This window comes from Bradyrhizobium sp. Arg816 (assembly GCF_029989365.1).
Classification (GTDB): Bacteria; Pseudomonadota; Alphaproteobacteria; order Rhizobiales; family Xanthobacteraceae; genus Bradyrhizobium.
Genome location: NZ_JAPRAQ010000028.1, coordinates 1 through 23448 on the forward strand (window position 1 = coordinate 1; position 23448 = coordinate 23448).

General features: G+C 59.7%; 18 protein-coding genes. 11 read left to right on the forward strand and 7 right to left on the reverse strand.

All coding sequences use genetic code 11. The features are described from left to right. The 3 genes from OWC48_RS39150 to gmd all read right to left on the reverse strand — a co-directional run. A partial coding sequence (locus OWC48_RS39150; protein WP_368860681.1) for an NAD-binding protein occupies positions 1-225 on the reverse strand: 225 nt, incomplete at its 3' end. A 172-nt stretch (positions 226-397) separates the two neighbouring features. Then, the gene (locus tag OWC48_RS39155) at positions 398-1339 is read right to left on the reverse strand and encodes a GDP-L-fucose synthase (RefSeq protein ID WP_282524786.1); all 942 of its coding nucleotides are present in this window, start codon (positions 1337-1339) and stop codon (positions 398-400) included. Then, complete coding sequence (gene gmd, locus OWC48_RS39160; protein ID WP_282524787.1) at positions 1320-2390, reverse strand: GDP-mannose 4,6-dehydratase; 1071 nt, start codon at positions 2388-2390, stop codon at positions 1320-1322. Before gmd ends, OWC48_RS39155 begins: the two co-directional genes overlap by 20 nt. Positions 2391-3196: 806 nt before the next feature. On the opposite strand from gmd, the gene OWC48_RS39165 reads away from it, so the two are divergent. The 3 genes from OWC48_RS39165 to OWC48_RS39175 all read left to right on the forward strand — a co-directional run bounded on the left by OWC48_RS39165 (position 3197) and on the right by OWC48_RS39175 (position 7000). Continuing rightward, positions 3197-4306, forward strand: coding sequence for a glycosyltransferase (locus OWC48_RS39165; protein WP_282524788.1), 1110 nt, complete (start codon positions 3197-3199; stop codon positions 4304-4306). A 136-nt stretch (positions 4307-4442) separates the two neighbouring features. After that, positions 4443-5651 carry a polysaccharide biosynthesis/export family protein gene (locus OWC48_RS39170; RefSeq protein WP_282524789.1) on the forward strand — a complete coding sequence of 403 codons (1209 nt, stop codon included), beginning with the start codon at positions 4443-4445 and terminating at the stop codon, positions 5649-5651. A 203-nt stretch (positions 5652-5854) separates the two neighbouring features. Further along, the gene (locus OWC48_RS39175) at positions 5855-7000 is read left to right on the forward strand and encodes a glycosyltransferase family 4 protein (RefSeq protein ID WP_282524790.1); all 1146 of its coding nucleotides are present in this window, start codon (positions 5855-5857) and stop codon (positions 6998-7000) included. Positions 7001-7093: 93 nt separating this feature from the next. On the opposite strand, the gene OWC48_RS39180 is transcribed toward OWC48_RS39175, so the two are convergent. Then, positions 7094-7936 carry a class I SAM-dependent methyltransferase gene (locus tag OWC48_RS39180; RefSeq protein ID WP_282524791.1) on the reverse strand — a complete coding sequence of 281 codons (843 nt, stop codon included), beginning with the start codon at positions 7934-7936 and terminating at the stop codon, positions 7094-7096. 19 nt (positions 7937-7955) lie between these two features. Between OWC48_RS39180 and OWC48_RS39185 the strand changes: the two genes are divergently transcribed. Then, positions 7956-9110, forward strand: a complete 1155-nt coding sequence (locus OWC48_RS39185; RefSeq protein ID WP_282524792.1) for a glycosyltransferase family 1 protein — start codon at positions 7956-7958, stop codon at positions 9108-9110. 57 nt (positions 9111-9167) lie between these two features. Further along, positions 9168-10403, forward strand: coding sequence for a lipopolysaccharide biosynthesis protein (locus OWC48_RS39190; protein WP_282524793.1), 1236 nt, complete (start codon positions 9168-9170; stop codon positions 10401-10403). A gap of 8 nt (positions 10404-10411) precedes the next feature. Here the strand turns inward: OWC48_RS39190 and OWC48_RS39195 are convergent, their stop codons facing one another. Then, positions 10412-11749 (reverse strand): hypothetical protein, encoded by a 1338-nt coding sequence (locus OWC48_RS39195; RefSeq protein WP_282524794.1) that lies wholly within the window; start codon positions 11747-11749, stop codon positions 10412-10414. 280 nt (positions 11750-12029) lie between these two features. On the opposite strand from OWC48_RS39195, the gene OWC48_RS39200 reads away from it, so the two are divergent. From OWC48_RS39200 to OWC48_RS39225, 6 genes are all read left to right on the forward strand, one after another. Continuing rightward, positions 12030-12641, forward strand: a complete 612-nt coding sequence (locus tag OWC48_RS39200; protein ID WP_282524795.1) for a hypothetical protein — start codon at positions 12030-12032, stop codon at positions 12639-12641. A gap of 48 nt (positions 12642-12689) precedes the next feature. After that, entirely contained in the window at positions 12690-13652 is a 963-nt protein-coding gene (locus OWC48_RS39205) for a polysaccharide pyruvyl transferase family protein (RefSeq protein WP_282524796.1), read from the forward strand. Positions 13653-13676: 24 nt separating this feature from the next. Beyond that, a complete protein-coding gene (locus tag OWC48_RS39210) occupies positions 13677-14954 on the forward strand; it encodes a glycosyltransferase family 4 protein (RefSeq protein WP_282524797.1) in 1278 nt (425 codons plus the stop codon). Beyond that, complete coding sequence (locus tag OWC48_RS39215) at positions 14926-15639, forward strand: bifunctional 2-polyprenyl-6-hydroxyphenol methylase/3-demethylubiquinol 3-O-methyltransferase UbiG (protein ID WP_282524798.1); 714 nt, start codon at positions 14926-14928, stop codon at positions 15637-15639. Before OWC48_RS39210 ends, OWC48_RS39215 begins: the two co-directional genes overlap by 29 nt. 109 nt (positions 15640-15748) lie before the next feature. Next, positions 15749-19270, forward strand: a complete 3522-nt coding sequence (locus OWC48_RS39220) for an RHS repeat protein (protein WP_282524799.1) — start codon at positions 15749-15751, stop codon at positions 19268-19270. A 177-nt stretch (positions 19271-19447) separates the two neighbouring features. Next, positions 19448-20539: a glycosyltransferase family 1 protein gene (locus OWC48_RS39225; protein ID WP_306664675.1), complete on the forward strand. Its 1092-nt coding sequence runs from the start codon at positions 19448-19450 to the stop codon at positions 20537-20539. Here OWC48_RS39225 and OWC48_RS39230 read toward each other — a convergent pair. Next, entirely contained in the window at positions 20491-21180 is a 690-nt protein-coding gene (locus OWC48_RS39230; protein ID WP_282524800.1) for a hypothetical protein, read from the reverse strand. The genes OWC48_RS39225 and OWC48_RS39230 overlap by 49 nt on opposite strands. Before the next feature lie 118 nt (positions 21181-21298). Beyond that, positions 21299-23443: a GNVR domain-containing protein gene (locus OWC48_RS39235; protein WP_282524801.1), complete on the reverse strand. Its 2145-nt coding sequence runs from the start codon at positions 23441-23443 to the stop codon at positions 21299-21301. Positions 23444-23448: the final 5 nt, after the last annotated feature.

Below are 23448 nucleotides of genomic sequence, written 5' to 3' on the forward strand. Positions count from 1 at the left end.
CGCGACCGGCTTCGACAAATCGGTGGTGAAGTCGAGCCGCTTGGCCTTCACATTGGTCGCGACCAGCTCGTCGAGGCCGGGCTCGTAGATCGGAATCTCGCCGCGATGAAGCGCCGCGATCTTCTTCCCGTCCTTGTCGACGCAGGTGACGTCGTGACCGAAATCCGCAAAGCAGGCTCCGGACACCAGTCCCACATAGCCCGTTCCGATCATCGCGATTCGCATGAAAAACTCTTTCCGTTGAAGTCGGATCTCCCACTACACCCTAGACCATTTCCCTATCCGGCCGCACGCTACATTAGGGCAGGTCGCTACGCGAACCGAATTAACCTTAGCCGCCGCGCGCGACAGGCGTTGCTGACAACTCCTGAAATACGCGACATGCATTTGTTGCATTCTACGTATGCGATAGATACGCCGCGTATGCGCGCCTCACGCCGTCCTCGAGCGAGGTCGTGGCGCACCAGCCGAGCCTGGCGAGACGGCTGACGTCGAGCAGCTTGCGCGGTGTGCCGTCGGGGCGCGAGGTGTCGAAACTGATCTCGCCGCCGTAACCGACGACGTCGGCCACGACGCGCGCGAATTCGGCGATGGTGATGTCCTCGCCGGTGCCGATGTTGACCAGCTCCGCGCTCGAATAGGTCTTCATCAGATGCACGCAGGCATCCGCCATGTCGTCGACATAGAGGAACTCGCGCCGCGGCGTGCCGGTGCCCCACACGATGACGCTCTTTGCGCCTGCGACTTTTGCCTCGTGGAAGCGGCGGATCAGGGCGGCGACGACGTGGCTTAGCTCGGGGTGATAATTATCGCCGGGCCCGTACAGATTGGTCGGCATCACGCTGATGAAGTCGCTGCCATACTGGCTGCGATAGGCTTCCGCCATCTTGATGCCGGCGATCTTGGCGATCGCATAGGGCTCGTTGGTCGGCTCCAGCGGGCCTGATAGCACGGAATCCTCGCGCAGCGGCTGCGGCGCCAGCTTCGGATAGATGCAGGACGAGCCCAGAAACATCAGCTTCTCGGCGCCGCTCTGATGCGCGGCCTGGATCACGTTCGCGGCAATCGCGATGTTGTCGTAGATGAACTCGGCGCGCAGCGTGTCGTTGGCAACGATGCCGCCGACCTTGGCCGCGGCGAGGAAGATCACTTGCGGCCGCGTCCTGGCGAACCAGTCGAACACGGCGGCCTGGTTGCAGAGATCGACCTCGCGCCGGTCGACGGTGACGAGCTGCACGTCCTCCCGCGCCAGCCGGCGCAGCAGCGCGGCTCCGACCATGCCGCGATGGCCGGCGACATAGACGCTTTTGCCCTTCAGCTCAAACGGTGCGTTTGCCACTGGCCGTATCCCGTTTTGCCTCCGCCAGATCGCTCGCCATCATCTCCTCGACGAGCTGGGCAAAGCTGCGCTTCGGCGTCCAGCCGAGCACCTCGCGCGCCTTGCTGGCGTCGCCGACGAGGAGATCGACCTCGGTCGGACGGAAATAGGTCGGATCGATCTTCACCACCGTCTTGCCGCTCGCCTCGTCGACGCCGGTCTCCTCGACGCCCTTGCCGCGCCATGCGATGCGGCGGCCGACATGCGCAAAGGACAGCTCGACCATCTCGCGCACCGAGCGCATCTCGCCGGTGGCGAGCACGAAGTCATCGGGCTTGTCGGCCTGCAGGATCCTGTGCATGCCCTCGACATAGTCCCTGGCATGGCCCCAGTCGCGCTTGGCTTCGAGATTGCCGAGATAGAGCGTCTGTTCCAGCCCGACCTCGATACGCGCGACGCCGCGGGTGATCTTGCGGGTCACGAAGGTCTCGCCGCGGATCGGGCTCTCATGGTTGAACAGGATGCCGTTCGACGCGAACATGCCGTAGGCTTCGCGGTAGTTCACCGTGATCCAGTAGCCGTAGAGTTTTGCAACGCCGTAAGGCGAGCGCGGATAGAACGGCGTCGTCTCCTTCTGCGGGATCTCCTGCACGAGGCCATAGAGCTCGGAGGTCGAGGCCTGGTAGAACCGCGTCTCCTTCTCCATGCCGAGGATGCGGATCGCTTCCAGCAGGCGCAGCACGCCGATGGCGTCGGCGTTGGCGGTGTATTCCGGGCTCTCGAAGCTGACGGCGACGTGGCTCTGGGCGGCGAGATTGTAGATCTCGGTCGGCCGGATCTGCTGCACCAGGCGGATCAGGTTGGTCGAATCCGTCATGTCGCCGTAATGCATCAGGAACGGCACGTTGCCGACATGGGGGTCCTGGTAGAGGTGATCGACGCGCGCGGTGTTGAACGAGGACGAACGCCGCTTGATGCCGTGCACGACATAGCCGAGCGACAGCAAATATTCGGCGAGATAGGCGCCGTCCTGACCGGTCACGCCGGTGATGAGAGCGATCCGCTTGCTCATGGCCTGAAGTCTCACGTTCCATCAAAAGGCCCTGCGAGCACCCGCCCCGGCCCTACAATCCTCGGATGCACAGCCCGTGTGCAGGCAACACAGTTCTTGGGCATATCGGCTGATTGAGGTCAACCCTGGCACTGAGATGAACAGTTAACGCGACCGCCAAGCATGATGCTAAATCCGACGCGGCAGGGCTTGCTCGCAGAGGTCCGCAGACCGCCACAAGAGCGGCTTCAGCTGGGAAATAGGGTCACCCACGGCGCTTCGCTCGCCAAGGTCCGATGTGGCCATATTGGCTCGCTCCAATTTGACAAGCTAGATGCAAGACCGAACGGAGATGTCTTGGTGCTTCCATTCGAGAAACAAACATGCGACAAGGCCCATGACTGTCGCTGACGCACTTCCCGCGTCATCTGGAATTCCAGGCAGACGAGAATCCAGCAGCCATCCAGCGAAAATTGAGCCGCGCTTTCGGAGCAGAGAGTTGAAGAGTCAGACCTGCGTAAACAGATCCACGCCTCAACCCAAACCATCCTCCACTGCTTTCGGCGAAGTCCCGGACTACGGGATTAAAGTCGCTAGGAACCCGATCTATGACATCGGACAAGGCTAAGTCGAACAAGGACTGATCTCATCAACCCTCCGTTTGCCTAGCCGCCAATTGCGACTTTCGGCCACACTTTGTTCGCTGCCCATGTCGATTTCTCGCGGCGAAAAAGTGGCCCTAAGAAGCTTATTCCGTGTGATAGCCTCAAATATTTTTCGGCGTGTCAATTGACTCATAGTCGCTCAAAACCGCATTTATTTTGATCATGGCGGAAACGCAGTTACCATTGACGATATTGCATGCCGCCGAGACCATCCGAGGTGGTATCGCGACGTACTTCAACGAACTCCACACGCTCCAGCGCGAGACCTTCAGGCAGGTTCATTACGTCGTTCCGGCCGATCATCGCAGCGAGCTGGTTGAGATCGACGATCGGTATATTTCGCTGTTCGGGCGCACCGGCAGAAACTTCGCAAGCCTGCTTCGACTTGCGCGCCAGACCGTCGCCGAGGTGCGCCGGTTGAAGCCGGACATCGTGCACATTCACTCTACATTTGCCGGCTTGGTCCTGCGCCCGATCCTGATCTTCATGCCGTCACGACCGAAGATCGTCTACTGCCCGCATGGTTGGGCTTTTTCCCGGGAAACATCCCGTGTCAGCACCATCATGACCGGCCTGTTCGAGCGCCTGCTTGCGCGCCGGACGGATCGAATCATCTGCGTCTCGAATGACGAATACCGTGCGGCCCAGCGCGCCGGCATCTCCGAGAAGCGCCTTAGTCTCGTGGTTAACGGACTTTCGACGGCTCGGAAAAAGGCATCGCCATCGCAAGCAAGCTGGGACTCGAACAGGCTGAAGGTTCTGTTCGTCGGACGACTTGATCGGCAGAAGGGCTTCGACCTGCTTATCGAAGCGGCAGAGATGCTGAAGAATCTAGCGGATATCCGCATGATCGGATCTCCGGTCGTCAGCTCACGGGAGAAGATACAACTTCCCAGCAACGTTCAGATGCTGGGCTGGCTCGACCGTAAGCAAATCGAAATCCAGCTCGACTTGGCGGATCTCACCGTGATCCCGTCGCGGTGGGAAGCATTCGGCTTCGTCGCGCTGGAGGCGATGCGCGCAAAGAAAGCGATTGTCGCATTCCGCGCCGGCGCTCTGCCCGAAATAGTCGAAGACGGCGTCACCGGAATCATCTGCGATCCCATTAGCGCCCGCGCGTTGAAAGATGGCCTGCAGAAGGCAAGGGAACGCGATCTGTCGGAAATGGGCGCGAAAGGCTCCGCACGTTTCGTGGAATTCTTCTCGATCGAGAAAACGCACGCGGCTCTTGCCGATGTTTATGTCACGACGATGAAAAAGGCGGCAATGTGAACTCAAGTTCACATCGCGCTCTTGTTGCCCATTCGCAACAAGGTTCTGAGAAGAGCCCTTGCCCTCCATTGTGTCGTAGATACGCATACTAGCTGCTGGTATCTGTTTCGCCGATATTTACGTAGCAATGACCTGAGTGATCCCTTTGCGCCTGACTCCCGCCTACAAAAGCCACTTCCTTCTTGCCACTGCCGCGGTGCTTTCGTTAAGCGTGGCAGGTTGCGGCTTTATTCCGCAAGACGCTCCGAACGCGATCTCCGTTGGTGGCAACGCGGCTCTCAGGACCGCACCGACCGAGCGCGTTCCGTACGTGCTTGTGCCGATCAATCCGGACGTGATGCGGTTGACCAATGGCGTGACTGACCAGTACGGCGGAAGTTTCGCCAAGCTGCGTGGCGGAAACTACAAGGACGTCACGATCGCTGTAGGCGACCTTGTGCAGGTGACGGTGTACGAGGCCCAATCCGGCGGCCTTTTCATTCCCAAGGAAGCAAGCGTCCGGCCTGGCAACTTTGTCGACATTCCGAAGCAGCAGGTCGACCAATCGGGCAACATCACGATCCCGTATGCCGGCTCGGTCAAGGTCGCCGGACTCACGGCGCGCGCCGTGTCGGACATCGTTCGCGAGCGCATCAAGAACCGCGCCATCGATCCACAGGTGGTCGTCGCCGTCGCAGAGCAGCGCGGCAACCAGATCAGTGTGTTGGGTGAAGTCAACACGCCAGTTCGTTTCCCGGTCGACCCGGGCGGCATCAGGGTGACCGGCGCGGTCGCGCGCGCCGGTGGACCGAAGTATCCGTCCTACGAGACCAAGGTGACCATCAAGCGGGGCACCCAAGTTCTGACTGAGTCGATGAGCGGCCTGATCCGCAAGCCGAACGACGACGTGCAACTCGCACCGGGCGACGTCGTCTATCTGTCGCGCGAACCGCGTGTGTTCATGACGTTCGGCTCGACGCCTTCACCCGGTTCGATCGGAGGCACCAACAACAGGCGGTTTACGTTCGAGAACGACACGATGACGCTCGCCGAAGCGCTGGCAAAGTCCGGCGGCCTCGATCCGGTGCGCGCCAATCTTACGACCGTCTACGTATTCCGTTTCGAGCCACGTCGCCTGCTCGACTCCTCAGGCTATGACACCAAGATGTTTCCGGGAGACGTAATCCCGACGGTCTATTGGTTCGACTGGAGCAAACCCGACGGCATGTTCCTCGCCGACTCGTTCCAAGTTCGCGATCACGACCAGCTCGTTGTCTCTGAATCTCCTGAGACCGAGATTCTCAAATTCCTCAACCTCACGAACTCAGCAACTAATACGGCCGTTAACATCAACGCGTTGAAATAAGTCCAGCGCCTGCCGACAAGGCAGGCGCGTGACCAATTGCACGCAATACGTGTTACGGGCTGCAAAATCTTCACATTTCGAAGCAAGCGCTTTGCGCCGCATCACGTTGACTATTGCAACGCGGCGGTTGATAACCAGTTGCAGTAGGCCTCTAGTTCCAATTGCGTTCCGCAATTCCGGCTCGGAAGAAATCAGCGCTTAGCATGAGAGTTGCGATCGTACACGACTGGCTGATGGTGCAAGGAGGCGCCGAGCAGGTTCTTCGAGAAATCATCAAGCTCTTCCCCGAAGCCGACCTGTTCACGCTCGTATGTCATCTGCCCGAAGATCGCAGGGAATTCCTGTCCGGCCTCGTTCCGCGCACGAGCTTCGTGCAGAAACTACCGTTCTCAAAAACGAAGTATCGCAGCTATCTCGCCTTCTTCCCGATCGCTATCGAGCAATTCGATCTGTCCGAATACGACCTCGTGATCTCGTCCTCCTATGCCGCGGCGAAGGGCGTCATCACAGGACCGAACCAGCTCCACATCTCGTATGTTCACAGTCCCGTGCGCTTCGCTTGGGACTTGCAGGCCGAGTATCTGCGAGAGAGCCGGCTGGACTCCGGTCTGCGCAGCATGATCGCGCGAACCATCCTGCACTACATTCGGATGTGGGACGTACGTACGGCGCACGGCGTCGACACGTTCGTTGCCAACTCGCAATTCGTAGCACGCCGGATCCAGAAGACATATGGCCGCAAATCCGATGTGATCTATCCGCCGGTCGACACTGAATATTTCAGGCCGGGTCCGGGAGATCGTTCGGACTTTTATCTGGCCGCCTCGCGGATGGTGCCCTACAAGCGCATTCCCATGATCGTCAAGGCGTTCGCAGGCATGCCCGAGAAGCGACTGGTCGTGATCGGCGACGGACCGGAGCTGGCAAACGCAAGAGCTGTCGCGGGGCCGAACGTCACGATCATGGGCTATCAGCCCAAGAACGTTCTGCTAGATCATATGCAGCGTGCCCGCGCCTTCATCTTCGCGGCCGAGGAAGATTTCGGCATCATCCCGGTCGAAGCGCAGGCATGCGGAACGCCGGTCATCGCGTACGGCCGCGGCGGCTCGCTTGAGACGGTGCGCGGCCACGATGGTCCTGGCCGAACCGGCGTCTATTTCCACGAGCAGACGACGCAGTCGATCAAGAGCGCCATCGACGAATTCGAATCGCTTGCACCGACCATCACTTCGGACGATTGCCGACAGAATGCGTTGAAGTTTTCTCGCGAGTTGTTCTCCCAGCACTTTCGTGACGCCGTCGAGGGCGCCATCGAGGAGCATAACGTCAACTCGACCAAGGCAACTTGATGAAGAGCTGACCGCCGAAAGTGCGGACGGCGGAGCGTGGCTACACACCGCACGTCACGAATGCAGTGCGCAACCACCGGATGACGGCACGCCCTACAATTTTCTGACGACAACGACGTAGTTCTTGGGATAGCCGCGCTTCGTAAAGCGTTCCCGCTCATCCAGGACGTGAAACAATCTGGCGAGAATGTGAAAGGCTACCCTGCAACCGAGCAGCACGGGGGCGCAGACCCAGCCGAGGAGTCCAGGCGCGACATCCCTGGGGTTCGAAGGCAGATATCTGGCGGCCGTCTGAAGTTGATAGGCGACGGTGCTGAGATAGCCCTCCATCCAATTCAGACTCTCGACCTCGAAACCGGCCTTGCCCAAAAGATGGCGCCATGCGAACTGCGTGTAGCGGTAGAAGTCAAAGGGAACCTCATGCTCCTCAAAGAACAGAGGTGCGGTGCAGATCATTCTTCCGCCAGGTTTCAGGACCCTGTTCAACTCGTGCAGGACGCTGAGAGGTTCCGGGAGATGCTCCATCACCTGATTGAATACGACTGCGTCGAAGCGTGCGTCCGACACGGGGATGCTTGACAGATCGCACACGTAAGTTGATTTGGCGTAGCTTCGGTCGACCTTCTCGAAGTCCGCGGCCTCGTATTCACAATGAGAGAAATGCTTGCGATACGGTTGATCGCCGGCACCCGCGTCGAGCACGCGAGAGCCTGCCGGCACGCCCTCCGCAAACGCTATATTCTCACGACGTAACCAAGTTCGAGAGGAATTCCGCATAGACCTACGCTCAATAAGTAGTGGAGTTCGAATGCATTGAAGCCCATCGGACACCACTGCGCAAGAGGCCGGCAGCTTGCGAAACACCACATGCAACACGGTGACAACGGCGTGAAAATTCGGTTGACCATGCATCACGATCGCGAGGCGACGAGGCACGGGACGTGCTCCTGCTCCGATGGGCTACCGCGTCAACTCGCACCGGTGTAAAAGCGACCTGTTAATCGAAAGGCTGAATATGGATGCGAGATCGATCGAATTGGTGGTCAACGGTCGTTTTCTGACCCAGGAAGTGACCGGCGTTCAGCGCTACGGTCATGAGCTTCTGCATGCGATCGATCGGATTCTCCCGTCGCGTCCAGGCCTGAGCGTGTCGGTGGTCTGTCCTGTGCTGAATGGAGAGGCTCCCGTGCTCAAAAACATCCCAATCCAGCAGCGCGGACGGCTGCAAGGCCACGCGTGGGAGCAGTTCGAATTGCCGCGATTCGCCTGGGGCAAGGTCCTCTTCTGTCCCGGCAACACGGCACCCGCCGTGTCACTCATCGGCGGACAACGCGTCCTGGTGACCGTGCACGATCTCTCCTATCTCTATTTTCCCGAAGCCTATAGCCGTGCCTTTCGTGCGACCTATGGCTTTCTCGTCCCGCTGGCGTTTCGTTGCGCAGATCGGGTCGTCACGGTCTCCGAGTCCGAACGCATATCGATCCTCAAGCACTATCCCGGCGTCGGCCCGAAGATCGTCGCAATTCCCAACGGCGGACTTGCGAACGACGTGTTGCCGAAGCTCGAAGGTTCGAAGCGCGACGAAGGCCATGTCCTCTACGTCGGCAGCCTCAGCAAGCGAAAGAACTTCCCAAGAATGCTGGAAATCGCGTGCGCTCTTGCCAAGAAGAAGGGATACCGCTTCACGTTCGTTGGCGGAACCGCCGGGGGGCTCGTGGAATCGGCAAGCCATGTGCCAGAGGAGTCGAGAGAGCTCGTCAAGTTCGTCGGACAGGTCAATGACGGAGGACAATTGATCGAGCTCTACAAGAAAGCGTCTCTGTTCATGTTCCCCTCGAACTACGAATCGTCCGGTCTGCCTCCCATCGAAGCAATGGCGTGCGGCTGTCCCGTCCTCACCTCCGACATTCCGGCCCTGCGCGAACGCTGCGGTGATGCAGCGATCTATTGCGACCCGTACGATACCGCGAACATCACCAGCCAGATCGAACAACTGCTGGAAGACAAGGCGCTACTGGCCACGCTGTCGGCAAAGGGACGCGAGCGCGCCCAGTTGTTCACTTGGAATCGCTGCGCTCAAAGCACACTCGATCTCGTCGCTCCCCAGTGATCAGCAACCTTCCCGGACAAGTCGGCCACCGCGCCTATCCGTCTTGACAGAAGCCAGATGCAATTTTCCAAGCTCACAGGTCTCCTGAATCTCGCGTTGCGCTCCCTGACGCTTGGTCTTCGTTTCATTCTCTCGTTCTACATCGTGAAATTCCTCGGCTTCGAGGCGAACGGCATTTACGGTCTCGCAGCAGGCGCTGTCGGTTCGTTGCCCGGCGCGCTCGGATGGGGACTCAACTACTACACGGCAAGAGAAGTCGTGGGCGTTCCTCCCGAACAGGGAGTCGCCCGCATCAGGGACCGGCTCGTCGTGACCTTGTCGTCTCTGACGGCCGCCTCGATCGTCTCGACGGCCGTGGCACTGATCTGTGGATATTCGATCACCTTCGTCTATGTTTTGATCGCGGCGCTGGTCTGGCTGGAAACTCTGGCGCTCGACATTCATATGCCTTTGGTCTGCCTCGGGAAGGCAACTGCGGCCAACGCGCTCGCCTTCATTCGCCTCGCGTCATGGGTTCCGCCGATCGTAATCCTTGGCGTGTTGGCGCCGGGCACGCGCACGATCGACGCCGTGTTCCTGGCCTGGGCGATTGCAAATCTGCTCGCGCTCGTTGCTCTCGTCTACGTATGCCGAGGGTGGAATCTGGACCGCGCGCTGCGCTCCCCGATCGACTTCAAGTGGATCAAGCTGCGGCTATCCCGCTCCTGGCACATCTACCTGAGCGACCTCGGTCTCATCGGCCTGACCTATCTCGACCGATACATTGTCAGCTTCCTGCTCGGCCTGACTGCCACCGGCATCTATACGTTTTTCTGGTCCTTGACGAATGCGCTCCAGACGCTGGTCGCGACATCGGTCGTGCAGATCGCGTTGCCCGTCCTGGTCAGCAAGTTCAAGACAGCCAACAGACAAGCGTGGCGTTCGAGCCTCCGGCTCGAGTTCCTGAAAACAATCGCAACGTCGACGACACTCGCAATCGCGATATTCGTAGCCAGCGAGATCCTGCTGCGATATCTGGGAATGCACGAACTGGAGGAGCATCGCGTTGTCTTTCTCGCCATGCTCGGCGCCGCCGTGCTTCGTTCCTGCTCGGATCTCGCAAACATCGGGATCACAAGCACGGGCGGCGACAAGCCATACGCCGCGATCAATGCGATGGGCGTCGTCCTATCGGCTGTCCTCAGCTTCGGGGCGAGCTATATGTTCGATCTGGTGGGAACGGCCTTCGCCGCACTCGCCACGGCCGTCATCCTGCTGGCCGTCCGGTTGTACTATCTAGCGCGCGCGCTTTAACGGTTCGACTACGGGGACAACTGCGCGCGGACCGAAGCTTGCGGGGCGTCGATGTCGATGACGACCGGAGTTGCTCCGATGGTCGGATTGGCGCCGGAGACGGCGTCCTCGCGACACAGCTTCGAAATGCGGACAGGAGCATTTCCTTCGATCGCCAGCGTCCCCTGCACAGCGTCTCGCGACGTCCACGCGATGAGCCTGATTCCATTCTGTTTCTGCGCCTGCACGATGAACAAATCATCGAATGGGCGGTGAAGCGTCATGCCCGATGAGCTCTTGATGATCTTGTTGGCCTCGATAACCGCGCAGGCGGCTGGCTTGGGCTGGTAGTTGACGTCGTAGAGGCCGAAATTACTCTCGAGGTCGTTGGGATTTTCGACCTGATCCTTCAACTCGTAAGCCCAAACTCCCTTCAGCCAAGGCGTCGCAGCGGACCACAGAATGAACTGGGCCAGGTTGTCGGCGGACGTCTCGCGCGCCATTGCGCACGGCTTCTGGGCCGTCGGCCAGCCGACTTCGGTTATGTAAACCGGATAGGGTTGTCCTGCGTGCTTCGACGTCAGGAAGGCCTGGAGTTCGTCGAGGCGGTCGATCGCCTCGCGCGCGGTGCGATTGGCAATCACCTTCTCGCAATGATTATACATGTGCACGGACAGACCGCTGGCTCCGTCGAGAACGCCCATATCGACGATGGCCTGCGTCCACTTCCATCCGGGATCGACGCCCACCGCACCGACCAGGATCGTTGCTCCCGGCACGGCACGCGAGACTGCCTTGACGGACGCCTTCGCCAAGGCCGCGTAATTCACGGCAGCGCGGGGATCGCTAGCCTCGCCCGGCCCTGTCAGCCAGGGACGTCCCCTGACTGCATTCATGTTCCACTCATTCCAGATCTCGTAGATCGGATGAAGATCGCGCGTCCCGAGAGCAGCCTTCGCGGTGAAGTCGGCAAAGGCAGCGCGGCCGGTATCCGTCAAGGGCGGATTGCCATCTGGAATTGCCGGATTTGGATGACCAAGAACAAGTGTTGGTCGCACCTTCGTCATTCCGATGAAATCGAACAACTTTGCCGGCTGTCTTCCCGGTCCGCCCGAGGGCGGGGAATAAAAGACACTCCAGCCGAGATCATCGCGGTAGGAATCGAAATGCCCTGCGGCAATCAGGGGAGCCGCCTTGCTGGCGCCGTAGCCGTGCTCGCCACCGATGCCGAAGTGCACGCCCACACCGACGATCAGGGGAGTGCCGCGAGCAGAGATCGATTTGCTGTCGAACAGCAGAGTCTTGCCTGGACCGGCGGCAACCAGATGATGGTCCCCGACGCAGTAGATAAGCACGACAACCAACATGATGCGACACAGGCTTCTTGCAATCATCTCTGACATGGGCCTTTGCGAGGAGGGTGCCCCATCGAGGGACGCGGCGATAGCGAACGATCATGACGTCAAAGTGAGCAACTCGACGTCTCACCGAGCACAGCATCTAGCATGAAAATGGGGCATTTGAGGGCAAATTGCCGTCTGCATGACGCATGCCAGTTGCTGCTGTTCGGCGCGCGTTCCAACAAATTTTGGGGTTCTTTTCGGCAAAGCAATACTGTACCAGAAGGAGAACCAGCGAGAATTGACCGTGAGCCCGAACGACACACCTACCCAGAGGATCAGGGACGATACTGCTCGCTATCTTGAACAAGAGCTCGCCTATGTGGACGGAGAGCCTTCGGAGCTGGCCACGATCTTGATCGTGCTCCGGCTGATCTTGATCACGCCGGGATATCAATTTGTCCTGTCCCGAAGGCTACAGGAGCTTGTGGCGAGCATCCCGGTTGTGGGGCGGCCGCTTCGGCGTCTCCTCTGGTGGATCACCTGCATCGTCTTCAGCTCGGAAATCGCGATTGCTTGCGAGGTCGGCGGCGGCCTGTATATCCCGCACCCCTACGGAATCGTGCTTGGGGTCAGCGATATCGGGAAGAATGTGACAATTCTCCAGAATGTGACCGTCGGAAGAAAGAAGCTGAACGACAAGGAACGCCCCAAAATTGAAAGTGGCGTGCAAGTGTCGGTCGGCGCCGTCATCCTCGGAAACATCACGATCGGGCGAGACTCCATTGTGGCAGCGAATTCCGTGGTCACTCAGGATGTCCCGCCATGCTCGCTGGCGGCGGGGATTCCAGCAAAGATAACTCCGCTCCTTCCACAGGAGCCGGTCTTCACTCTGTCATCCGCCCGAACTCCCCTGTAGTTCGATGTCCGCGCGGAAGCTCAATGAACGAAATCGTCCGAGGTCGCCTTGAAGAAGATTTGCGTATTTGACACGTCCTATGTCACCGACAATCTGGGAGACCAGATCATCATGGAGTCGGTGATGAAGCATCTGAGACAGATGTTTCCCGAAGGCTTCTTCACGGGAATCCCGACACACGATTACCCCTCGTCGATTTCGATGGCGGCGCTGAAGCAATCGGATTTCGCCTTCGTCGGCGGGACCAACATGCTGTCGAGCCACTGGCTCTGGTATCATCAGTGGAAATTGCGGCCGACGCAGCTCCGGCATGCGGGACATCCGGTGCTGATGGGCGTGGGCTGGCACAAGTACCAGGGCACGCCCGATTGGTTCACGCGGAAGATCTACAGCGTCCTGCTGAACAGGAACGTATCTCATTCCGTTCGCGACAAATACACCTTCGAGAAACTGCGTGACGCCGGCATCGCCAACGTGACGTACACGGGATGTCCCACGATGTGGGATCTGACGCCGGAGCATGTTTCGAGCATTCCAGCGAAGAAATCCCGCAACGTCTTCTTCACCCTGACGGGCTATCTCAAGAATCCCGACAGTGACCGGGAGTTCGTCAGGCGACTCGAAGCGAACTACGAGAAGCTGTTCTTCTGGCCGCAGATGTACGAGGATCTCGCATATTTGCGCGCGATCTCGCAGGCACGATATTTGGTGGTCGAACCGAGCATCAGCGGTGCGCGCAACGTGTTCACCGGGGGCGACGTCGACTATGTCGGTATGCGCCTGCATTGCGGCGTGCTTGCGCTCCAGGCGGGCGTTCGATCCTTGATCCTCGAGGTCGACAATCGCGCGACCGAGATCGCAAAGAATACCCGGCTGCCGACCGCAAAGCGCGACGCCTTCGACCAGATCGAGCAATGGATAAACAAGCCGTCGCCGGTCTCACTCGATATTCCTACCAAGGACATTCTCGCCTGGAAGAGCCAATTCATCGATTCAGCGGGCCCGCGCTAACGGCTGCCATCTCGACGGACCAATATGCGTATTCTCTTCATTTCCGCCCTCTACCCTCCGCACCTGCAGGGAGGTGCCGAGCTTAGCGCCGAAAGCCTCGCCCATTGGCTTGTTGCCCAGGGCCATGAGGTCGGCGTTCTCACCACGTCGCCAGCCCCCAGCGACGACCTCAATGGAGAGACGGTTCAGGGACTGAAGGTCTGGCGGGCGACGATGCCGCGGCCCTACACCGTCTTCGAGGCGATCTATCGCACCGGCTGGCAGAAGCCGATCTGGCACCTGCAGGATCATTTCGATCCGCGAAACCGGAAGGTAGTCGCCAGGGCCCTTGATGCGTTCAAACCCGATCTCATCAGCATCCATATCATGCAGGGGCTCGGCTACAACGGTCTCGCCGAGATCGGCAAGCGGGACATCCCGACCGTTTTCACCCTGCACGATCTGAGCCTCGCCTGCATCAAGATGGCGATGTTCGTGAACGGACGCGAATGCATCGACCAATGCACCGCGTGCGCCGCCTCGGCGAAGGTCAAGATGGGCCATGTCCGGAAAGTTCCGCGGGTGGGGTTTGTCTCTCCGTCGGCGAACAATCTCAACAAGCTATCGAGGTTTCTGCCCATCAGAGACTATCCGACGGCCCACATTCTCAATCCCAACAAATATCCGGCCCCGACGGTCCAGCACGCCCCCTCGCAGACCGTTCGCCTGCTGTATGTCGGCCGGCTGCACGAAACCAAGGGCGTCGATGTGGTGCTCGATGCGCTGGAGCCGCTTGCGGACCAATATGACCTTACCTTCACGGTGGTTGGAACCGGTCCGAGCGCCGAGCGCTTGAAGCAGCGTTGCACTAACCACAAATGGGTGACGTTCACGGGGCACGTGTCGATGGAAGAGGTCGCCAACCGGATGGCCGCCAGCGATATGCTCCTCATCCCATCGATCTGGCAGGAAAATTCGCCGGGCGTCGTCATCCAAGCCCTCGGCCAGTCGCTGCCCGTGATGGGCAGCAACAAGGGAGGAATTCCCGAGCTGGTGATCGATGGCGTCAACGGTGTTCTGGTTCCACCCGGCGAGGTCGAGGCCTGGCGCAGCGCACTAAAGAGCATTCTCGAAAGCCCGGCACAACTTGTTGCTCTTCGCGACAATGCCAAGCTTGGGGCGCATGAATTCGAACAGGACACGCTCGGCAACAAGCTCGTCAGCTTCTTCGAGACCGTCAGGCGCGGCTCAGCCGGCGCGGCATTGCCCATGGATAAGGACCGCGGAGTGACCGATGGAAAGCGCGCAGCCGGAACTTTCTGATAAATACACCAGCGACCAATATCTGGCCGACAATCCAGACTGGCACGAAGAGGACGCCCCCTGGAAGGCGGCGCACATCACGAAGATACTCGACGATAACCATGTCCAGCCGAAGTCGATCTGCGACGTCGGTTGCGGGACCGGCGCGATCATCGAAATCATGTCGAAGCGGTACCCTCAGGCCATGGCCGAAGGCTTCGAGATCTCCCCGCATGCCCACGCCATGAGCACCAAGCGACGATCCGAAAACCTGTCGTTTACCATGGCCGACGCATTCGAGAGCGGGCGCACGTTCGATCTGTGCATGGCGATCGACGTCATCGAGCATGTCGAAAATCCGTTCGCCTTCGTCAGAGCGATGAAAAGAGTGGCACAGTGGCACGTGCTCCACATCCCGCTCGACATGAACGCACTTTCGGTCGGCCGCGGCTGGGTGCTGCCGGAAGCACGCCGAAGCCTTGGGCACATTCATTATTTTTCACGCGAGAGTGCGATTTCTCTGCTGAATGAGTCGGGGCTCGAAATCGTAGACGACTTCTATACGGCGTGGGCAATCGACCAGTCCCACAAGACGTGGAAGAAGCGGATCGCGGCCTGGCCGCGTCGCATAGCTTTCACAATGGCCCCCGATGCAACGGTGCGGCTCGTCGGAGGATGGTCCCTGATGGTGCTTGCGCGCGCGTAAGTTCCACAACGGGACGTTGTCGCAAGAAAAACATCGCAACGCTAACAATTTTACTTTTTCCCGACACTCAATTCTCGCTGTCGCCTGTCAGCATGTCTCCGAAATTGAAATGGGGACCTGGACTATGGCGAATGCCAATCAAACGATTCTCTCTGCTGCTTCGTTCGTCGGCTCGATCGGCATCAACACGCACGCGGCCTATTCGTGGGGTGCCTATAATAACGCCAGCCTCGTGATCGACGATCTCAAATATCTTGGCGTCACAACCGTCAGAGATTCATTTGCGACCGATCCGAGCGCAGTGCCCGTTGTGAATGCACTCGCGGCCGCTGGCATAAAGTTCGACTTCGTGACGTCGTCCGATCTTCCGGTGACAGGCAGCAGCGGCCTGATGCAATATGTCGCATCGATCGACGCGTTCCTTGCGGCACACCCCGGCAGCATCGTCGCCGTGGAAGGGCTCAACGAAGCCAACATCCAGTCCTTCAGCTATCACGGCAGCTCGTCGCTCTCGGCTGCAGCCCAGTTCCAGGCAGACTTCTATACCGCGATCAAGAGTGATGCCCATCTCGGCAGCGTCGCGGTCTACAATATGACGTTGGCCTATAACGACGCGAGCGGTTACGCCTCGCTCGGAAACCTCGCCAAATACGCTGACTATTCCAACGCGCACGCCTATGTCGCGACCAGCACGCCGAACCAGTACGGCCTCGACGTCTCGCTGGACACCGCCTCGACGAGCGCGGTCGGAAAGCCGTCGGTCATTACCGAAACAGGCTACACCACGTTGGCCAGCGCGAGCGGACTCGGCGTCGACCAGACGGTGCAGGCGAAATCCATTCTGAACTTGCTGGTCGACTCGTACAGCGATGGCGTCAAGAAGACGTATCTGTACGAGCTGCTCGACCGTGACTCCAGTTCCTCGAACACGGATCCGGAGGCGCATTTCGGTCTGTTCAATTCAGATGGCACGCCGAAACTTGCGGCAAAGGCGCTCCATAATCTGACAACCATCCTCGCGGACGACGGCACCGGCGGGCACACGCCGACCGCCTCGCTGAACTACAGCCTCAGCAACATGCCCACGACGGGCAACAGCATGGTCCTCGGAAAGAGCAACGGGGCCTACGACCTCGTCGTCTGGGCCGAGCCGACGCTGTGGAACGATACGACTGACAAGGAAGTGTCAAACCCCACCAAGTCGGTCGCCGTGCATCTCGGCGCGGTTCATCAGACTGTCGTCATCTACGACCCGCTGACTGGAACCGTTCCGATCGCCACCTACCACAACGTCCAGGACTTCAACGTTCCGATCAGCGATCATCCGCTTATCATCGAGATCGACCCGCCCGCCGCTACTGCTCCTCCAGCCACGGTGACCACGGTGACTGACACCGCCGCCGACCTTGTGGCGCAGCTGTCGGATCTGAACGCAGCCGGAACGGTCACCAGCATCACGCTGACGGACACTCACGTTCTGACGGTCGCCTCCGAAGCGACGATGAAGTACATGATCGCCAACTACGGTAAGGTGCTGTCGACGATCAAGGGCGGCTACTCCTTTGCCGTCACGATCAACGGCGGCAGCTGGAAACTGACGACGAACTACGATTCGACCGGCAAGCAGACGTCGACGGACGAATCCGCCTACGCAAACGGCGTGATCGCCTATCAGCTCGTCACCAATGCGGACGGGTCCACCGCCGCGACGAACTTCGCCAACGGCGTCAAGACGACGACGGTCGTCACCAATGTCGATCATTCCAAGGACACCTATCTTTACGCTAGCAGCGGCAAGGTGACCGAGATCGACCATGTCGATCCGAACGGAAAGCTGACCGGGGTAACGAAGATCGCGGCCGACGGAACCACGACGATCGACCAGTATACTGCTGCAGGCAAGCTCACGTCCGAGACCATCACCCATCTCGACGGATCGTCGAGCACGACGCTCTATACTTCCGCCGGGGCAAAGTCCTACGTCTTCGTCACTAACGCTGATCAGTCCCACGACAACTATGCCTACGGGATCGTGGGCCAGACCTATACATCGCAGCAACAGCACCTCGACGCCTCAGGCAAGGTGACCGCAGTCTGGCGCTACCATGCCAACGGCAGCATCGACTATACGGAATCGACCACTGCGGACGGCACCGTTTCCTCGACGCAATATAATGCGGCCGGCGTGAAGACCGCGCAGAGCATCACGCATCCCAATGGGGCAAAGGAATACTTCTCCTACAACATCACGGGCCAGTCCTACACCACTGAGCACAGCAGCTACGACGCCGCGGGCAAGCTCGCCCTGTTCGAACGCTTCCATGCCGACGGCAGCTACGCGCTCAAGGTCACGACCGTGAACGGCGTGACCACTACCGACCAGTACGACGCCAAGGGCGTGCTGACGAGCGAGGTCGTCACCTATGCCAACGGTTCATCGCACTCGACGACCTATACCAGCGGCGTCAAGGCACAGATGGCGGTCGCCAATACCGATGCAACCAAAGACATCTACCTCTACAATGTGACCGGTCAGAGCTACACCACTCAACACAAGCACTACGACGCGAACGGCCAGGTAACGGAGATCGTTCAGCGTCACGCTGACGCCACGCTTGACTACACCCAGGTCACGGCGGCCGACGGCACGCGAACGGGCGTCTATTATAACGCCAGCGGCGTGAAGACGTCGGAGAGCATCGTCCATTCCGACGGATCGCATGAATACTATACGTTCAACATCAAGGGGCAGGCCTACGCGACCGAACACTCGGTTTACAATACGGCCGGCCTGATGACGTCCTTCGAGCGCCTCCGCGCCGACGGTACCGATCTGATGAAGGTCACCAAAACTGCGGACGGCACGACGACGACGGACCAGTACGACGCTTCAGGCCACGTGACCAGCGAGACGGTCACCCACTCCGACGGGTCCTCTGCCATCTCGACCTTCAGCGCCGGCGTTCTGACCAAGCAGGTCGTGGCGAACGCGGACCAAAGCCATGACATCTACTCGTATGGCATCACCGGGCAGACCTATGCCAACCAGGTCCAGCATGTCGACGCTAGCGGCAAGCTCACCTCGATCGTCCGGACCCACACTGACGGAACCCTCGATTTCAAGGAGACCTTTGCCGCCGACGGTAGCACCAACTCGCTCCACTACGACGCGCAAGGAAACGTGACGTCGCAAGTTCTGGTGGGAACCAATGGAGCCCGAGACGTCTTTGACTTCGGTTCTCAAGGTACTACCCAGCATGTGTCGTACAATTCGTCGGGCGGCGTCCTGCAGACGGACGTGACGGCGGCGGACGGCACGCATCAGGTCACGGCCTTCAAGGCCGGCCAGACCCTGGAGGGCGGCAACGGAAACGACCAATTTGTGTTCTCCACGGCTTCGACGACCATGGTGTTCGACCATGGCAACGACACGATTACCAATTTCCATGCCGGCTCGGTCGCGGGCTACGACGTGGTGCAGATCTCGAAGTCGCTCGTCGCGGACTACAGCCACCTGCAGTTCGAACAGAGCGGACAAGACACGGTCGTCCACATCAACGGATCGGATTCGATCACGCTGGCGCATGTCACGGCGAGCCAGCTCACCCATAACAATTTCATCTTCGCATAGCGGACGACCAAACGTCCGCTTGTCGGCAAGCGCGAGGGCGTGCGATAATCCTGTCGCACGCCCTTTCGCGTGACCGATGAACGGCAGCTTGCTGGCCTCCAGGCGAGGTTGCGACCGTTTCCCCGGTCTCGTTCCACGAGACGCTCGCTCCTTTCAGGGCGAAGCTTTAGAGCAGGCTTGGCTGTTTTGCGGATTTTCATCAACGGGCGATTTCTGTCGCAATCGCTCAGCGGCGTCCAGCGTTACGCGGCCGAGATGGTCAGGTCGATCGACGAGCTGGCGGGAACGGCCGCGCTTCCTAAGTCCATTTCGAGCGCGCATTGGACGCTGCTGGTACCGCCGAATTCGAGCTCAAACCTTGCATTGCGCAACATCGAGGTGGCTCAGGTCGGAACGCGGTCCGGACACGTTTGGGACCAGATCGATCTCGCACGGGCGGCGCGCAGCGGCCCACTGATCAGCCTCGCCAATTCAGGCCCCCTGCTCCATCGGGACCAGCGCGTGGTGCTTCACGATGCGCAGGTGTTCAAGCATCCCGAGTTCTTCGGCTGGAAATACGCCTTCGCGCATCGGCAACTCGGCCGGCTGCTGGCGCTCCGCAGCCGTATCTTCACTGTCTCGGAGTTCTCGCGCGGAGAGCTGGCCGATTCGCTGGGCCTGCCGGAGCGGACCATCGGCGTGTGCCCGAACAGCGCCGAACATTTGGCGCGTGTACATCCCGACACCGCCGTCCTAAAACGATTCCAGCTCGAGGCCGGCCGCTACTTCCTCGCCGTCGGATCGCTGAAGAAGAACAAGAACGTCCAGGTCGCGATCGAGGCAATGCGGCTGCTTGGGCGCACCGACTATCCGCTGATCGTCGTCGGGGGCGAAAACGATCGCGTCTTCAGCCGCGGGGAGACGCCGACCGCCCCGGTCGCGAACGTCATTTTTGCCGGGCGGCTCCCCGACGAAGGCCTGGCAGCGCTCTATCAGCATGCGACCGCCTTCGTCTTCCCGAGCCTGTACGAGGGCTTTGGCGTTCCGCCGCTCGAGGCCATGCTGTTCGGATGTCCTGTCATTGCGGCCGACATCCCGCCGGTTCGCGAAACATGTGCCGAGGCCGTGCGCTATTTCGATCCAACCGATCCGCGCGGGTTGGCCGCACGTCTCAACGAGCAAATCGCCGGCGGTCCGATGCGCGAGGCCGAACGGGCCGCGCAGCAGGCTCGGCTGTCGATCTATTCCTGGCGAAAATCTGCTCTCGCCCTGCTCAGCTCGTTCGGCTGAGCGCTGGAATTCGTCCGGGCTGGATAGCATCGGTGCTCGATGCTCAAGCCCTGCTCCTTCACATAGTGAAGAAACACCGCACGCGGCTCGGACGGGTACCCGCATGTCTGGTCGAGAAGCACGGTCCGCATCCGGGCCGAGGACGATTTGTAGATGACCGCCGCGCTCGGATAGAGCCGCGCGCGAAAGATGTCATCGAAATCGGCGACAGCCGACGGTCGTAGCGCATCAGGGATCGCTGGTCCCGAACGCAGCACGAGCGTGGCGCGGATGAGCTGGATCCAGGCCTCGTGCGGCGCGAACCGATAGGACTGCGCCAGATAGGACCATGCCTTCGGCCCCGCACCGCCCGAATGAATTTCAGCCCAGTACAACCCAAGCCATGCAAAGCCATCGGACGGCGAGCAAACCAGCAATTCCTTGCTGAGGCCGGCAACGTCACCGACATCCTGATCCAAATGCGAAAGATCGGCCTTCTCGATCGACGAGGAAGCCACGCGAAGCTGGATCAGCAAGGCGTTCCGTCTCCCCTTGACGTCGCACAAGCGCGCCTCGCCGGCACGAACGGGAGAGGCCATGCTCCGCAGACCCTCGGTATCGTAAGTCTCTCCGCGGCCGAGCCGCTCGGCGACTTGCCGCAAGTTCGGTTCGAAAATGGTACTCCCGACCTGAGCAACCCACCAGATGCCGACCGCAGCCAGAACAAGCCTGAATGCGACGAGGATGCGCCCTGGCAATCGCGGCGATCGGCCCGCCGCGTCAGGTTGCCTCGACATAGTAGTCAGAGTAGTGACGGCCCTTGTACGATTCGATCCGCTTCAGCACCTTCGGATTGGCGCGGTTCAACAAGACGCCCACGATCTTGCTGCTGAAGCCCTCGACTTCGGCGACGGCTTCCTGCACTGCCGACCTGCGCGTTTTGCCCCACTCCACCACGTAGACGAGAGAATCAACAAGATGCCCGACCGCCTTGGCGTCGGTAACCGGGAGTATTGGCGGCAGGTCGATAAAGACATAGGCATATTTTTGTCGAAGCGCGGCAAGCAGGTCTGCCATTTGTTGGGACGCCATGATGTCAGACGCGTTCGTCAATCGCGAACGCACCACGGCAGGCAGCAGGGACAGGTTTGTCTTCTTGCTGACGCTCACATACCGCTCGGCGTGATCCGGATCCGACATTGCCTCCAGAAAGCCGTAGGTCGCCTCGGGAGCAAGCTTGCGTGTTAATGACTGCGTGTGCAGATCGCCGTCGATCAACAGCGTCTTGTGTCCGGCCATAGCGACCAGATGCGCCAGGTTTGCTGCGACCGTGGTCTTGCCTTCCTTGGGCAATGAGGAGACGATGCCAACAACGTTCATCTCCTTGGTCAGGCGCGCCGCATCGATCGCTGTCTTTGCGCTGCGAAGAGACTCTGCGAAGCGGGAGAAAGGATGGTCAACCGCGTATACGCTCGCTCGAGCTGCCGACCAGAGCTGATCCTTACCATCTGCCACGTCGGGAAGCGTCCCAACGCAGCGCATCCCGATTTCGTTTTCGATTTCGCTTGGTGTCCGGATTACCTGGCTCAGCAATTCCCGCGCGCATGCCCCGCCGAGGCCGAAGCACAGCCCGGCGATGACCCCTCCGATCAGGACCAAGCCAGTCTTCGGCGAACTCTTTTTGTCCGGTGTGACTGCAGTCGCAATCACGCGTGACTCCGAGATCGGAAAGCTTTCGTTCTGGTTAGCTTCCTGAAGCTTCTGGAGAAAGTTGTTGTAAAGAGTTCGGTAGGTATCGGCGGCACTCTCGAGATTGCGCAGTTTCACCTGAGCCTGCGCGGTGCTGCCCGACTCGTTCATCAGTCCTTTCAGGCCATTCTCCAGCGAGACTTCCCTGCTCTTCGCGATCTCGTAGTCACTTCGATAGGCATCGGCGATGCGGTTGACCTCGTCGCGAATCGAATTCTTTAGGTCCTGCATCTTGCTGGCCAGATTAACGGTCGCCTGGTGTTCTTTGCCGTATTTCGTCGACCAGTCGGCATACTGCGCCGAAAGATCGAGATACTGGGCACGCAAACGGGTGATCACCGGATTGTTCAGCGCATCGGTCACCGTTGGCTGAGCCAAATCCTGCGTAGTCACCTGCTTGATGCGATCCAGCCGGGCCTTCGCTTCGGCGGTCGACGCACGTGCCTGGATCAGTTGAGTGTTGACATCGGCAAGCTGTTGCTCATTCACCAATCCGCGGCTGGTGCCGACGATACCATTCTCGGCCTTGAAGGTCTGAACCGCGCGATCGGAAGCGATCGCTTGAGCCTGAAGCTCGGCGCTTCTGTTTTGAAGCCACTCACTCGCACGCTTGGTCGACTGGTACTTGGCTTCGAGCGATCCAACCACGTACTCGTCGGAGATCGCATTTGAGATCTGGGCCGCCTTTTCAGGGACCAAAGAGCGGAACGACAGGTTGAGGACGTAGGTAGTGCTGACGCGCTCGACCTTCAGGTTCTTCTTCAATTCGAGGACGGCGGTCTGCTCCAATTGTTCCTTCGACGGCGGGCCATTGGACGAGAAGAGGCGCAACACGGCCCCCATCGCGATCGCAACGACGCCGGTCGGCGGTCCCACGAACTCCGGATCCTTGGTCAGACTGAGCTTGTTGACGACGCCCCGGATCAGATTCTCGGAAGTAATGATCTCAACCTGACTGTCGACGAAGCCAGGATCGATCAACGTGGTGTTGGCAACCTCGCTGGTCTTGTTCAAGATCTGAGCCTGACGCGTGTCCATCAGGATGCTGGCCGTCGCCGTGTACATGGGCGAAGCGGCCAGCAGGTAGAGGATCACCACGACTACGGCGCCAATGACCGTGTAGGTGATCAACGGCCACTGGCGACGAACGATGTCGAGCAGCCGCTCAAACGTCAAAAACG